The organism is Streptomyces sp. NPDC026522, assembly GCF_055567555.1.
In genome coordinates this window covers 313,704-326,255 of the sequence record NZ_JBVHQF010000005.1, presented here as the reverse complement: position 1 = coordinate 326,255, position 12,552 = coordinate 313,704, and the positions used below count along the sequence as shown (strand labels likewise).

The window sequence follows — 12,552 nt, the reverse complement described above, 5'->3', positions numbered from 1 at the left end:
TACCTTCCTCACCTAACAAATGTTTGGTGGAAAGGTAGCTGATCCGCCCATGGGTGTCTCCACCACCGTCCCGGCCGAGGGCATCGCCCTGGTCATCGTCGACTTCCCGCCCGTCAACGCCCTCCCGGTGAGCGGCTGGTACGAACTCGCCGACGCGCTGCGCGCGGCGGGCCGCGACCCCGCCGTCCGCTGCGTCGTGCTGGCCGCCGAAGGCCGTGGCTTCAACGCCGGGGTCGACATCAAGGAGATGCAGCGCGACAGCGGCCACGGCTCCCTCATCGGCGCGAACCGCGGCTGCTACGAGGCCTTCGCCGCGGTGTACGAGTGCGAGGTGCCGGTGGTGGCCGCCGTCCACGGCTTCTGTCTCGGCGGCGGGATCGGGCTGGTGGGGAACGCCGACGCGATCGTGGCCTCCGACGACGCCGCCTTCGGCCTGCCCGAGCTGGACCGGGGCGCGCTCGGCGCCGCCACTCATCTGGCCCGCCTGGTCCCGCAGCACCTGGTGCGGGTCCTGTACTACACCTCCCGGACCGCGACGGCGGCCGAGCTGCACGCGCACGGCTCGGTGTGGAAGGTGGTCCCGCGCGCGGAGGTGCGCGGCGCCGCCCTGGAGCTGGCGGCGGAGATCGCCCGCAAGGACGGCTACCTGATCCGGCTGGCCAAGGCGGCCATCAACGGCATCGACCCCGTCGACGTGCGGCGCAGCTACCGCTTCGAGCAGGGGTTCACCTTCGAGGCCAATCTCAGCGGGGTCGCCGACCGGGTCCGCGACTCCTTCGGGAAGGAGCGGGACGCATGACCGACAAGTCCATGACCCCGGAGGAGGTGGTGGGGCGGCTGCGCAGCGGGATGACGCTCGGCATCGGCGGCTGGGGGTCGCGGCGCAAGCCCATGGCGCTGGTGCGGGCACTGCTCCGCTCCGAGATCACCGATCTCACCGTCGTCTCGTACGGCGGCCCGGACGTCGGGCTGCTGGCCGCCGCCGGGCGGATCCGCCGGCTCGTCGCCCCCTTCGCCACCCTCGACTCGATCCCGCTGGAGCCGCATTTCCGGGCCGCCCGCGAGCGGGGGGCGTTCGCCCTGACCGAGCTGGACGAGGCCATGTTCATGTGGGGCCTGCACGCCGCCGCGAACCGGCTTCCGTTCCTGCCCGTGCGCGCCGGTCTGGGCTCCGACGTGATGCGGGTCAATCCCGAGCTGCGGACCGTCACCTCCCCGTACCCCGACGGCGAGGAGTTCGTCGCCGTCCCGGCCCTGCGCATGGACGCGGCCCTGGTCCACCTGAGCCGCGCCGACCGCCTCGGCAACGCCCAGTACCTGGGCCCCGATCCCTACTTCGACGACCTGTTCTGCGAGGCCGCCGACGCCGCCTACGTCTCCTGCGAGCAGCTCGTGGAGAGCGCGGACCTCGCCAAGTCCGGGCCGCCGCAGTCGCTGCTGGTCAGCCGGCACAGCGTCACCGGCGTCGTCGAGACCCCGCACGGGGCGCACTTCACCTCCTGCGTCCCCGACTACGGCCGTGACGAGCCCTTCCAGAAGCTGTACGCGACCACCCCCTGGCCCGAGTTCGCCGCCCGCTTCCTGTCCGGGCCGGACGAGCACGCCTACCAGTCGGCCGTCCAGGCCTGGCACGAGGAGCAGCAGCGGTGAGCAGTGAGCCGACCCGCGCCGAATACTGTGTGATCGCCTGCGCCGAGGCCTGGCGCGGCGACGGGGAGGTCCTGGCCAGCCCCATGGGCCTGGTGCCGTCCGTCGGCGCGCGGCTCGCGAAGCGGACCTTCAGCCCCGACCTGCTCCTGACCGACGGCGAAGCGATGCTCGTCGGTCTCGACGGCACGGTGGAGGGCTGGCTCCCGTACCGCCGTCACCTGGCCATGGTCACCGGCGGCCGGCGGCACGTGATGATGGGCGCCAGTCAGATCGACCGGTACGGCAACCAGAACATCTCCTGCATCGGGGACTGGGAGCGGCCCGCCCGGCAGCTCCTGGGGGTGCGCGGCGCGCCGGTCAACACCCTCAACAACCCGGTGAGTTACTGGATCCCCCGGCATTCGCCCCGGGTCTTCGTGGAACGCGTCGACATGGTCAGCGGCGTCGGTCACGACCGGGCAGCGGCCGCCGGGGTGACCCGCTTCCACCGCCTGCCCCGGGTGGTCAGCGATCTCGGCGTCTTCGACTTCGAGACCCCCGACCGCTCGATGCGGCTGGCCTCGCTGCACCCCGGGGTCAGCGTCGAACAGGTGCGGGCCGCCACCGGTTTCGCGCTCGCGGTGGCCGATGACGTCCCGTACACGCGGGAGCCGAGCGCCGCGGAGCTGCGCCTGATCCGCGAGGTGATCGACCCCGAGGGCCTGCGCGAGCGGGAAGTGCGGGGCTGACCCGGTGGAAACGGCATTGACCAGGCTGGTGGGGGTCCGGTACCCGATCGTGCAGACGGGCATGGGCTGGGTGGCCGGCCCGCGGCTGGTGTCGGCGGCGGCGAACGCCGGCGCCCTGGGGATCCTGGCTTCGGCGACGATGACGCCGGACCGGCTGCGGGCGGCGGTGCACGAGGTGAAGTCCCGTACGGACGCGCCGTTCGGGGTCAATCTGCGCGCCGACGCCGGTGACGCCGCCGAACGGGTCCGGCTGATCATCGACGAGGGGGTGCGGGTCGCGTCCTTCGCCCTCGCGCCGTCCCGGGAGCTGATCGCCCGGCTCAAGGACGCGGGGGTGGTGGTCATCCCGTCGGTCGGGGCCCGCAGGCACGCGGAGAAGGTCGCGGCGTGGGGCGCGGACGCGGTGATCGTGCAGGGCGGGGAGGGCGGCGGGCACACGGGCGAGGTGGCCACGACCGTGCTGCTGCCGCAGGTGGTCGACGCCGTGGACATCCCCGTCATCGCGGCGGGCGGCTTCCACGACGGGCGGGGACTGGTCGCGGCCCTCGCCTACGGGGCGGCGGGCATCGCGATGGGCACCCGCTTCCTGCTGACCTCCGATTCCACCGTCCCGGACGCGGTCAAGGCCGAGTACCTCAAGGCCGGCGTCAAGGACGTCACCGTCACCACGGCCGTGGACGGGCTGCCGCACCGGATGCTGCGCAGTGATCTGGTCGCCTCGCTGGAACGGGCGGGCCGGGCCCGGGCGCTGGCGCGGGCGGTGCGGCACGCGGCCGGTTTCCGGAAGCTGTCCGGTCTGTCCTGGCCGCGGATGGTGCGGGACGGGCTGGCGATGAAACACGGCAAGGACCTGTCCTGGAGCCAGGTGCTGCTCGCCGCCAACACCCCGATGCTCCTCAAGGCGTCCATGGTCGAGGGCCGTACGGACCTCGGCGTCATGGCGTCCGGGCAGGTCGCGGGGGTGATCGAGGACCTCCCGTCCTGTGCGGAGCTCGTCGGCCGGGTGATGGCCGAGGCGCAGAGCGCGCTCGTACGACTGCATGCGCACGACACCCCGCCCCCACCGGGGTGAGCCCCCCTTCCCCTCCTCCCAGGAGCCGCCCAGATGAGCCGTGCCCGTATCCGCCTGGCGACGGCGGTCCTCGCTTCCGCCCTCGCCGTCACCACCGCCACTGCCTCCGCCTCAGCGCAGCCGCCCGTCGACGCCACGCGCCGACCGGCCTCCGCCGCAACCGCAGAAACGATCCGTCAGATCCCGCTCCAGGGCGCGGTCAACCTCCGCGACCTGGGCGGCTACCGCACCTACACCGGCGGCCAGGTCCGCCAGGGGCTGGTCTACCGCTCCGACGCGCTGGGCAAGCTGACCGCCGCCGACCTCACCACGGTCGCCGGTCTCGGCCTCACGAAGGCCGTCGACTTCCGCATCCCGATGGAGGTCCAGTACGACGGCGCCGACCGGCTGCCCGCGGGGCTCACCCCCACCCCGCGCCCGGTCAGCGACCTCGGCCTGTACGCGATGCTGCTCACCGCCGTCTCCAGCGGCGACCCCGCCACGCAGGAGCAGATGCTCGGCGGCGGCCGCGCCGAGGCCTACATGCGCGACATCTACCGCACCTTCGTGACGAGCCCGGAGAACCGGGCGCAGTTCGCGGCGACGCTGCGGGAGATCGCGGACGGCGACGGACCGCTGCTGTACCACTGCACGTCGGGCAAGGACCGGACGGGCTGGCTGAGTTACGTGCTGCTGCGCGCGCTCGCAGTCCCCGGGTCCACGGCCGGGCAGGACTACCTGGCCTCGAACACCTTCCGGGCGGCCTACGACGCCCAGGTCCGGGCGGCCCTCAAGCAGTCGGGCCGGATGCAGGACCCGGACCTGCTGATCCCGCTCCAGGAGGTCCGCCAGGACTACCTGGACGCCGCGACCGCCCGGATGGACGCGGACTACGGCGGCTTCTACGGCTACCTGACGACCGGCCTCGGCCTGGACCTGCGCACCCTGTCGAGGCTCCAGACCAGGCTGGTCCGGCCGTAGGCCCTGCCGTCAAAGTCCCGGCCGCGCCGGGCTCCGCGCGCTGTGCGCGGGGCCCGGCGGGGTGGGGTACGGCTGCGGGGGTCAGGCCGAGCGGCGGCGGGACTGGCCCGGGGCGCCGACGCGGCTGCGGGACGAAGCCGCCGCCGCGCCGCCGGAGGTGGCGCCGCCGCCGGTACGCCGGCCGCGCTCGCCCTGGCCGGCCTGCTGGCCGCGGCGGGCCTGGCCCGACCCGGCCGCGGGGGCCTGCCCGCCGCCACCACCGGAGCGGCGCCCGCGGCCACCGCCGGCGGCCGGGGCCGCGCCCGCGGCGGAGCCAGAGCGGCGGCCCGAGCCGGACCGCGCCTTGGGCTGCGCGGGCTGCGGCACCTCCAGCACCACCGGGATGCCGGACGGGGTCTTGGCGCCGGTCAGGCGGGACAGTTCCTCGTCGGAGGACTTGATCTGCGCGGTGCGCGGGGAGATCCCGGCGTCCGACATCAGCCGGGTCATGTCGCGCTTCTGGTCGGGCAGGACCAGCGTGACCACGCTGCCGGACTCGCCGGCGCGGGCGGTACGGCCGCCGCGGTGCAGGTAGTCCTTGTGGTCGGTGGGCGGGTCCACGTTGACGACGAGGTCCAGGTCGTCGATGTGGATGCCGCGCGCCGCCACGTTGGTGGCGACGAGCGCGGTGACCTCGCCCGTCTTGAACCAGTCCAGGGTGCGGTTGCGCTGCGGCTGCGAACGGCCGCCGTGCAGGCCGGAGGCGCGGACGCCGTCGGCCAGGAGCTTCTTGACCATGCGGTCGACGCCCCGCTTGGTGTCGACGAACATGATCACCCGGCCGTCGCGGGCGGCTATGCGCGTGGCCACGGCCTTCTTGTCGGTCTCGTCCATGACGTACAGGACGTGGTGTTCCATCGTGGTGACGGCGCCGGCCGACGGGTCGACGGAGTGGCCGACCGGGTCGCTCAGGAACATCTTGACGAGTTTGTCGATGTTCTTGTCCAGCGTCGCGGAGAACAGCATGGTCTGGCCGTCGGGCCGGACCTGCTTGAGCAGCGCGGTGACCTGCGGCATGAAGCCCATGTCGGTCATCTGGTCGGCCTCGTCGAGGACCGTGATCGCGACGTCGTCGAGGATCGCGTCGCCGCGGTCGATCAGGTCCTTGAGCCGGCCGGGGGTGGCGACGAGCACCTCGGCGCCGCGCCGCAGGGCACCGGACTGCCGGTTGATCGACATGCCGCCGACGACGGTGGCGATGCGCAGGTTGACGGAGGTGGCGTACGGCGCCAGCGCGTCGGTGACCTGCTGCGCCAGTTCCCGGGTCGGTACGAGGACCAGCGCGAGCGGCGACTTCGGCTGCGCGCGGCGGCCGGCGGTGCGGGCGAGCAGCGCCAGGCCGAAGGCCAGCGTCTTGCCGGAGCCGGTGCGGCCGCGGCCGAGCAGGTCACGCCCGGCGAGGGAGTTCGGCAGGGTCGCGGCCTGGATCGGGAAGGGTTCGGTGACGCCCTGGGCGGCGAGGGTCTTCAGCAGCGCCTCGGGCATGTCCATGTCCTCGAACGCGGCGACCGGCGGCAGCGCCGGGGTCAGCGGTTCGGGCATGGTGAATTCCTGGGGCCTGGCGGCGGGAGCGGATTTCTGCCGTCCCGCGCCAGCCTTCGGACGTCCCTGGGCCGCTCCTCGGCCCCGGGCGGGACGGCGGCTGGGTCGTGCGGAGCTGGAGCTGGTCATGCGAGAAAGCCCTCCTGAAACCGGCAGGTAAAACAAAGGTCGAAACAGCAGACAAGCCGGGGCCCGCACCTCGCGGTGCGGACCCCGGCATGCTGAATGCGTCAGGCAGGCAGGATGTTCTCGGCCTGCGGGCCCTTCTGGCCCTGGGTGACGTCGAAGGACACGCGCTGGCCCTCGGTGAGCTCACGGAAGCCCTGGGTGGCGATGTTCGAGTAGTGGGCGAAGACGTCCGGGCCGCCACCGTCCTGCTCGATGAAGCCGAAGCCCTTTTCCGAGTTGAACCACTTCACGGTGCCAAGTGCCATTTTAAATCTCCTGAATAGGCGGCAAGGGCCCCATCCGGAGATCCCGGTAAAAAACAAAAGCGCCTGTCGGAGCATTCCCGTCAGGCGCACATAAGTTTCATGGGTACCACAACTGCAACGCCTCCAAAGCTAGCACATGGCGGCTGGGGTGGGTCAATAGCATCGTGTGATGTGCGTCCCCGGCCGCCGACCTGCAGCGTTACAGGCGCTCGATGATCGTCACGTTGGCCTGGCCGCCGCCCTCGCACATCGTCTGGAGGCCGTAGCGGCCGCCCGTGCGCTCCAGCTCGTGCAGGAGGGTGGTCATGAGCTTGACGCCCGTCGCGCCCAGGGGGTGGCCCAGCGCGATGGCGCCGCCGTTGACGTTGACCCGGTCGGGGTCGGCGCCCGTCTCCTTGAGCCAGGCGAGCACGACGGGCGCGAACGCCTCGTTGATCTCCACCAGGTCGATGCCGTCCAGGGACAGCCCGCTCTTCTTGAGCGCGTACGCCGTCGCGGGGATGGGCGCCGACAGCATCCGGATGGGGTCCTCGCCCCGTACCGACAGGTGGTGGATACGGGCCCGGGGGCGCAGGCCGTGTTCGGAGACCGCCCGTTCGGAGGCGAGCAGCATCGCGGCGGCTCCGTCGGAGACCTGGGAGGAGACGGCCGCGGTGATGGTGCCGCCGTCCACTACGGGCTTGAGGGCCGCCATCTTCTCCAGGGTGGTGTCCCGGCGCGGGCCCTCGTCGGCGCGCACGTCCCCGTACGCGACGGTCTCGCGGTCGAAGCGGCCCTCGTCGGCGGCCCGTACGGCCCGCTGGTGGGAGCGCAGGGCGAACTCCTCCATGTGCCGGCGCGAGATGCCCCACTTGGCGGCGATGAGCTCGGCGCCGTGGAACTGGTTGACCGGCGCGTCCCCGTACCGGGCCCGCCAGCCCGTCGATCCGGCGAAGGGGCCCTCGGTGAGGCCGAGCGGTTCCGCCGCCTGCCGGGAGGCGAAGGCGATGGGGATCATCGACATGTTCTGCGTGCCGCCCGCGACGACCAGGTCCTGGGTGCCGGAGAGCACGGCCTGCGCCGCGAAGTGCACTGCCTGCTGCGAGGAGCCGCACTGCCGGTCGACGGTCACGCCGGGCACCTCCTCGGGCAGGCCGGCCGCGAGCCACGCCGTCCGGGCGATGTCGCCGGCCTGCGGGCCGACGGTGTCCAGGCAGCCGAAGACCACGTCCTCCACCGCCGCCGGGTCCACGCCGGACCGTTCCATCAGGGCCCGCAGGACGTGCGCGCCGAGGTCGGCGGGGTGGACGGCCGACAGGCCTCCTCCGCGCCGCCCCACGGGGGTGCGTACCGCGTCGACTATGTAGGCCTCGGGCATCGGGACTCCTCCGGATCGGGTCAGGTTCGCAGGGCGATCCCGTCCAGCACCATCGACAGGTACTGGCGGGCGATCTCCTCGGGGCTGTGCTGTCCGCCGGGCCGGTACCAGGAGGCCGCGACCCACACCGTGTCGCGGACGAAGCGGTAGGTGAGGCGGATGTCCAGGTCGGCCCGGAAGACCCCGTCGGCCACCCCGCGCTCCAGCGTCCCGAGCCAGGCCTCCTCGAACTTGCGCTGGGAGTCCGACAGGTAGTGGAAGCGGGGCTGCGCGGAGAGGTGACGGGACTCCTTCTGGTAGATGGCGACGGCGGCGCGGTGCCGGTCGATCTCGCGGAAGGACTCGGTGACGAGGGCCTCGATGGTCTCGCGGGGGCCGAGACCGGCCGCGAGGACGGTGTCGTACCCCTCCCACAGCTCGTTCAGGAAGGCCGAGAGGATCTCGTCGAGCATCGATTCCTTGGAATCGAAGTGGTAGTAGAGGCTGCCGGCGAGCATGCCCGCGGCGTCGGCGATCTTGCGGACGGTGGTGGCGTTGTAGCCCTGTGCGGCGAAGACCTCCGCGGCGGTGTCGAGGAGTTCACGGCGCCGCTCGGGGGATGCGGTCACCTGGGTTTTCTTCTTGTTCGTTGGCACGCGCCCATTGTCGGTCGTCGGCCGGGCTAGGCGTGCTGGCTGCTGACCGAGACGGTTTCGCCGGTCATGTACGAGGAGTAGCCGCTGGCCAGGAACACGATGACGTTGGCGACCTCCCACGGCTCGGCATGGCGGCCGAACGCCTCGCGGGCGGTGAGTTCGGCGAGCAGTTCCTCGCTGGTGACCTTCGCCAGGTGCGGGTGCATGGCCAGGCTCGGCGCGACCGCGTTGACCCGTACGCCGAACTCCGCGGCCTCCAGCGCCGCGCAGCGGGTCAGGGCCATCACCCCGGCCTTGGCGGCGGCGTAGTGGGCCTGCCCGCGCTGGGCGCGCCAGCCGATGACGGAGGCGTTGTTGACGATCACGCCGCCGGTGCCGGCCGCCTTGAGGGAGCGCAGGGCGGCGCGGGTGCAGCGGAAGGTGCCGCCCAAGGTGACGTCCAGGACGCGGTTCCACTGTTCATCGGTCATGTCGGCGAGGTCGGCGGTGCCGCCGAGGCCGGCGTTGTTGACGACGATGTCGAGCCGGCCGTGGGTCTGCTCGGCGTGCGTGAACAGGGCGCGTACCTGGTCCTCGTCGGTGACGTCGCAGGGCAGGGAGGTCACCCGGTCCGCCCCGAACTCGGCGGCGAGTGCGGTCTCGGCCTCCTCCAGCCGGCGGGCGTGCGCGTCGCCGATCACGATGCGGGCGCCTTCCTCCAGGAAGCGGCGCGCGGTGGCCCCGCCGATGCCGGCGCCGGCGGCGGCGGTGATGACGGCGGTGCGGTCCGCCAGCAGCCCGTGCCCGGCGGTGTACCGGGGTGTGCGGTCGAACTCCTCGACGCTGCTCATGCGCGTACGGTAACCTACCTAACACTTGTTAGGGAAGCGAGGAGGCGGACCCCCGATGGAGCTGACGCACACGGCCGGGGTACGGGACTTCCGCGCCGAGGCCCGGGACTGGCTCGCCGCCCATGTGCCCGCCTCGCCGCTGCCGTCCCTGGAGACGCAGGAGGGGTTCGCCGCGCACCGGGCGTGGGAGGCGCGGCTGCACGCCGGCCGGTGGGCGGTGGTGTCCTGGCCCGAGGAGTACGGCGGCCGGGGGGTGGACCTGGAGCGCTGGCTGGTGTTCGAGGAGGAGTACTGGGCCGCCGGCGCCCCGGGCCGCGTCTCGCAGAACGGCATCAGCCTGCTCGCCCCGACCCTCTTCGCCCACGGGACGGCGCGGCAGCGGGCCCGGGTGCTGCCGTCGATGGCGAGCGGGGAGGTGATCTGGGCACAGGCCTGGTCGGAGCCCGGCGCGGGCTCGGACCTGGCCGCGCTGACCTCGCGGGCGCAGCGCACCGAGGGCGGCTGGCTGCTGTCGGGGCAGAAGACGTGGTCCTCGCGGGCGGCGTTCGCGGACCGGGCGTTCGGGATCTTCCGCTCGGACCCGCAGGCCGCGAAACCGCACCAGGGCCTGACCTATCTGATGTTCGACCTACGGGCACCCGGGGTGACGGTGCGGCCCATCGGCCGGCTCGACGGCAAGCCGGCCTTCGCGGAGCTCTTCCTGGACCGGGTCTTCGTCCCGGACGAGGACGTGATCGGCGAACCGGGGCAGGGCTGGCGGATCGCGATGTCCACGACCGGCAACGAACGCGGGCTCACCCTGCGCTCCCCCGGCCGCTTCCTGGCGGCGGCCGACCGGCTGGTGGCGCTGTGGGAGGCGGCCGGGGACCCCGGGGACACGGCGCTGCGGGACCGGGTGGCGGACGCGGTGGTCGGGGCGCGCGCGTACGAGTTGTTCACCTGGGCGGGCGTCGCCCGGCTCGCGGCGGGCGGCACGATCGGCGCCGAGTCCAGCCTGAACAAGGTGTTCTGGTCCCAGTACGACATCGCCTTGCACGAGACGGCACTGGACCTGCTGGGCGCGGACGCGGAACTGGCGGACGGCGCGTGGGCCGAGCCGTGGGTGTTCTCCCTGGCCGGCCCGATCTACGCGGGCACCAACGAGATCCAGCGCGACATCATCGCCGAGCGGCTGCTCGGCCTCCCGAAGGGCCGCCGCTGATGCGTTTCCTGCCGACCGACGAGCAACGCGACTTCGCCGGTTCGCTGCGCGGCCTGCTCGGCGCGGCGGACGTCCCGGCCGCCGCCCGGGCCTGGGGCGCGGGCGAACACGGTCCGGGCCGGGCTCTGTGGGCCCGGGCCGCCGGGACGGGGCTGTTCGCGCTCGCCGCCGACGAGACGCTCGACGGGCTCGGACCGCTGCCGGTGGAGACGGCGTTCGGCTTCGTGGAGTGGGGCCGCTCGGGCATGCCGGGCCCGGCGGTGGAGACGGCGGCGGTGGCGGTGCTGCTGTCCCGGCTGGGTGACGGGGCGCTGGCGAAGCGGTTCCTGCCGGGCCTGCTGGCGGGTGAGGTGCTCGCCACGCTGACCCTGCCGGGCGGGGCTCCGTACGCCGTGGACGCGGACGCGGCGGCGTACCGGTTCCACGTGTCGCAGGCGGCCGAACTGTCATTGGCGCCGGCGCCGGGGGAACCGCTGCGGTCCACGGATCCGGCCCGGCGGCTGTTCCCGGCCGCCCCCGCGGGAGGCGAACCGCTGGCAGCGGGGCCCCGGGTGGCGCAGGCGGCGCGGCTCGCGCTGGACTGGGCGCGGCTGCTGACCGCGGCGCAGTGCCTGGGCGTGGGCGAGGCCCTGCTGGCGCGGACGGTGGAGTACGTGAAGCAGCGCACGCAGTTCGGGACGCCGATCGGCGGCTTCCAGGCGGTGAAGCACCGGCTGGCCGACACGCTGCTGGCCCTGGAGTTCGCCCGGCCGCTGCTCTGGGCGGGGGCGCTGTCGCTGGACCGGGGCGAGGTCGCGGCGGCGAAGCTCAAGACTGGCGAGGCCGCGTACGCGGCGGCGATGACCGCGCTCCAGCTGCACGGCGCGATCGGCTACACGGAGGAGCTGGACCTCTCGCTGTGGCTGCGCAAGGCGCGCCCGCTGCGGGACGCGTGGGGCACGCCGTCGCAGTGCCGGGCGGTGGTGCTGGAGGCGCGGACCCCGCTCAGAGGACGGCCACGCTGAGGCCGACGACGTACCGTTCCTCGACGACGCCGTCGGGGAACAAGGCCGCCAGCCGGGCCCGTTCGGCGTCCATGAACGCCCGGGTGCCGGCCTCGCCGAGCATCAGGAACGCGGAGTGGCTGGCGTGGTTGGCCAGGTGGGCGGCCAGCGGGACGCGGCGCGACCAGCGGATCCGACGGGTGGTGAAGGTCAGCCCGGGCGGCAGCCGGCGGAAGGTGGTGGAGGCGTCGGCGCCGAACAGGGCGGCGATCCGGGCGTCCTGCTCGGCGACCCAGGGGACGGTGGAGTCCATGTCGTTCCACCACAGCGCGAGCGCGCCGCCGGGACGCAGCACCCGCCGGGCCTCGGGGACGGAGCGCGCTGGGTCGGTCCAGTGCCAGGCCTGGGCGTACGTGACGAGGTCGAACCCGGCGGTGGCCAGGGGCAGCCGGTCGCCGTCGCCGCGGACGAGCGGGATCCGGGGGTGCGCGCGGCGGAACTCGGCGGCCATCCCGTCGCCGGGCTCGACGGCGACGACGTCGGCGCCGCGTGCGCTCAGCGGGCCGGAGGCGATCCCGGTCCCGGCCCCGACGTCGGCGACCCGCGCCCCGGCCAGGGGGCGCCCCGCCGCCTCCTCGACGGCGTCGAAGAGGGCGTCGGGATAGCCGGGCCGGTTGGCGGCGTACAGGGAGGCGGCGGCGTCGAAGGACCGCGCCCGGGTCCGGGGTGTCGTCATCGCTCCATTGTCCCGCGGAACTCCCGCACCACCTCGATGCGTCCGACGATGTGCCGGTTGAACTCGTCCAGTTCCGCCGCCGGGACCCACAGCTCCAGGATCGTCTCCCCACCCGCCCGCCGGACCGGATAGCGCTCCAGGAACGCCGAGTCCACCTCGAAGCGCGTCACGAAGCCCGCCCCGTCGTGCCGGACGTTCCAGTCGCGGGCGATGCGGACCGCGTAGTCCTCGTTCAGGACCGGGTAGAAGATCGGCTGCTCGGGCAGGCGCGGCGGCCAGGCCCGCCAGTCGGCGGCGCGGACCAGGTCCAGCTCGGCCGGACCGGTGGGGCGCCACAGGGTCGTCGTCAGGGACATGCGGCCCGACCCTAGACAGCCGGCCGCGC

The 12,552-nt window shown here is 73.4% G+C and carries 14 protein-coding genes; 7 read left to right on the top strand and 7 right to left on the bottom strand.

Annotated features, from left to right (window positions below):
• The first annotated feature begins 49 nt into the window (after nt 1-49).
• From ACZ4M3_RS15545 to ACZ4M3_RS15525, 5 genes are read left to right on the top strand one after another with little or no spacing between them, the layout of a single operon-like run.
• A complete protein-coding gene (locus ACZ4M3_RS15545; RefSeq protein WP_467732757.1) occupies nt 50-799 on the top strand; it encodes an enoyl-CoA hydratase family protein in 750 nt (249 codons plus the stop codon).
• Entirely contained in the window at nt 796-1,650 is an 855-nt protein-coding gene (locus ACZ4M3_RS15540) for a CoA transferase subunit A (RefSeq protein WP_467732755.1), read from the top strand. Before ACZ4M3_RS15545 ends, ACZ4M3_RS15540 begins: the two co-directional genes overlap by 4 nt.
• A complete protein-coding gene (locus ACZ4M3_RS15535; protein ID WP_467732753.1) occupies nt 1,647-2,378 on the top strand; it encodes a CoA-transferase subunit beta in 732 nt (243 codons plus the stop codon). The genes ACZ4M3_RS15540 and ACZ4M3_RS15535 overlap by 4 nt, the downstream gene beginning before the upstream one ends.
• A gap of 4 nt (nt 2,379-2,382) precedes the next feature.
• The gene (locus tag ACZ4M3_RS15530; protein ID WP_467732751.1) at nt 2,383-3,450 is read left to right on the top strand and encodes an NAD(P)H-dependent flavin oxidoreductase; all 1,068 of its coding nucleotides are present in this window, start codon (nt 2,383-2,385) and stop codon (nt 3,448-3,450) included.
• A gap of 33 nt (nt 3,451-3,483) precedes the next feature.
• Entirely contained in the window at nt 3,484-4,410 is a 927-nt protein-coding gene (locus ACZ4M3_RS15525; RefSeq protein WP_467732749.1) for a tyrosine-protein phosphatase, read from the top strand.
• Between the two features lie 81 nt (nt 4,411-4,491).
• Here ACZ4M3_RS15525 and ACZ4M3_RS15520 read toward each other — a convergent pair whose 3' ends face one another.
• The 5 genes from ACZ4M3_RS15520 to ACZ4M3_RS15500 form a co-directional block, all read right to left on the bottom strand.
• A complete protein-coding gene (locus ACZ4M3_RS15520; RefSeq protein ID WP_467732747.1) occupies nt 4,492-6,120 on the bottom strand; it encodes a DEAD/DEAH box helicase in 1,629 nt (542 codons plus the stop codon).
• Nucleotides 6,121-6,221: 101 nt separating this feature from the next.
• Nucleotides 6,222-6,425: a cold-shock protein gene (locus ACZ4M3_RS15515; RefSeq protein WP_008743912.1), complete on the bottom strand. Its 204-nt coding sequence runs from the start codon at nt 6,423-6,425 to the stop codon at nt 6,222-6,224.
• A 199-nt stretch (nt 6,426-6,624) separates the two neighbouring features.
• Nucleotides 6,625-7,782 carry an acetyl-CoA C-acetyltransferase gene (locus ACZ4M3_RS15510; protein ID WP_467732745.1) on the bottom strand — a complete coding sequence of 386 codons (1,158 nt, stop codon included), beginning with the start codon at nt 7,780-7,782 and terminating at the stop codon, nt 6,625-6,627.
• Between the two features lie 20 nt (nt 7,783-7,802).
• Nucleotides 7,803-8,417, bottom strand: coding sequence for a TetR/AcrR family transcriptional regulator (locus tag ACZ4M3_RS15505; protein ID WP_453354952.1), 615 nt, complete (start codon nt 8,415-8,417; stop codon nt 7,803-7,805).
• Between the two features lie 26 nt (nt 8,418-8,443).
• Nucleotides 8,444-9,247: an SDR family oxidoreductase gene (locus ACZ4M3_RS15500; protein WP_467732743.1), complete on the bottom strand. Its 804-nt coding sequence runs from the start codon at nt 9,245-9,247 to the stop codon at nt 8,444-8,446.
• Between the two features lie 55 nt (nt 9,248-9,302).
• Between ACZ4M3_RS15500 and ACZ4M3_RS15495 the strand changes: the two genes are divergently transcribed.
• On the top strand, nt 9,303-10,448 hold the full coding sequence (locus ACZ4M3_RS15495; protein ID WP_467732741.1) for an acyl-CoA dehydrogenase family protein: 1,146 nt from the start codon (nt 9,303-9,305) through the stop codon (nt 10,446-10,448).
• Nucleotides 10,448-11,452 (top strand): acyl-CoA dehydrogenase family protein, encoded by a 1,005-nt coding sequence (locus tag ACZ4M3_RS15490; protein WP_467732739.1) that lies wholly within the window; start codon nt 10,448-10,450, stop codon nt 11,450-11,452. The genes ACZ4M3_RS15495 and ACZ4M3_RS15490 overlap by 1 nt, the downstream gene beginning before the upstream one ends.
• Here ACZ4M3_RS15490 and ACZ4M3_RS15485 read toward each other — a convergent pair.
• Both ACZ4M3_RS15485 and ACZ4M3_RS15480 read right to left on the bottom strand, forming a co-directional pair.
• Complete coding sequence (locus ACZ4M3_RS15485; RefSeq protein WP_467732737.1) at nt 11,433-12,167, bottom strand: class I SAM-dependent methyltransferase; 735 nt, start codon at nt 12,165-12,167, stop codon at nt 11,433-11,435. The two genes, ACZ4M3_RS15490 and ACZ4M3_RS15485, sit on opposite strands and share 20 nt — an antisense overlap.
• Nucleotides 12,164-12,523: a hypothetical protein gene (locus ACZ4M3_RS15480; RefSeq protein WP_467732735.1), complete on the bottom strand. Its 360-nt coding sequence runs from the start codon at nt 12,521-12,523 to the stop codon at nt 12,164-12,166. Before ACZ4M3_RS15480 ends, ACZ4M3_RS15485 begins: the two co-directional genes overlap by 4 nt.
• Nucleotides 12,524-12,552 lie beyond the last annotated feature (29 nt).

Bases quoted from the DNA above. Each gene is read 5' to 3' on its own strand.
- ACZ4M3_RS15545 (WP_467732757.1), top strand. From the start codon at position 50: ATGGGTGTCTCCACCACCGTCCCGGCCGAGGGCATCGCCCTGGTCATC.
- ACZ4M3_RS15540 (WP_467732755.1), top strand. From the start codon at position 796: ATGACCGACAAGTCCATGACCCCGGAGGAGGTGGTGGGGCGGCTGCGC.
- ACZ4M3_RS15525 (WP_467732749.1), top strand. From the start codon at position 3,484: ATGAGCCGTGCCCGTATCCGCCTGGCGACGGCGGTCCTCGCTTCCGCC.
- ACZ4M3_RS15520 (WP_467732747.1), bottom strand. From the start codon at position 6,120: ATGACCAGCTCCAGCTCCGCACGACCCAGCCGCCGTCCCGCCCGGGGC.
- ACZ4M3_RS15515 (WP_008743912.1), bottom strand. From the start codon at position 6,425: ATGGCACTTGGCACCGTGAAGTGGTTCAACTCGGAAAAGGGCTTCGGC.
- ACZ4M3_RS15510 (WP_467732745.1), bottom strand. From the start codon at position 7,782: ATGCCCGAGGCCTACATAGTCGACGCGGTACGCACCCCCGTGGGGCGG.
- ACZ4M3_RS15500 (WP_467732743.1), bottom strand. From the start codon at position 9,247: ATGAGCAGCGTCGAGGAGTTCGACCGCACACCCCGGTACACCGCCGGG.
- ACZ4M3_RS15495 (WP_467732741.1), top strand. From the start codon at position 9,303: ATGGAGCTGACGCACACGGCCGGGGTACGGGACTTCCGCGCCGAGGCC.
- ACZ4M3_RS15490 (WP_467732739.1), top strand. From the start codon at position 10,448: ATGCGTTTCCTGCCGACCGACGAGCAACGCGACTTCGCCGGTTCGCTG.
- ACZ4M3_RS15485 (WP_467732737.1), bottom strand. From the start codon at position 12,167: ATGACGACACCCCGGACCCGGGCGCGGTCCTTCGACGCCGCCGCCTCC.
- ACZ4M3_RS15480 (WP_467732735.1), bottom strand. From the start codon at position 12,523: ATGTCCCTGACGACGACCCTGTGGCGCCCCACCGGTCCGGCCGAGCTG.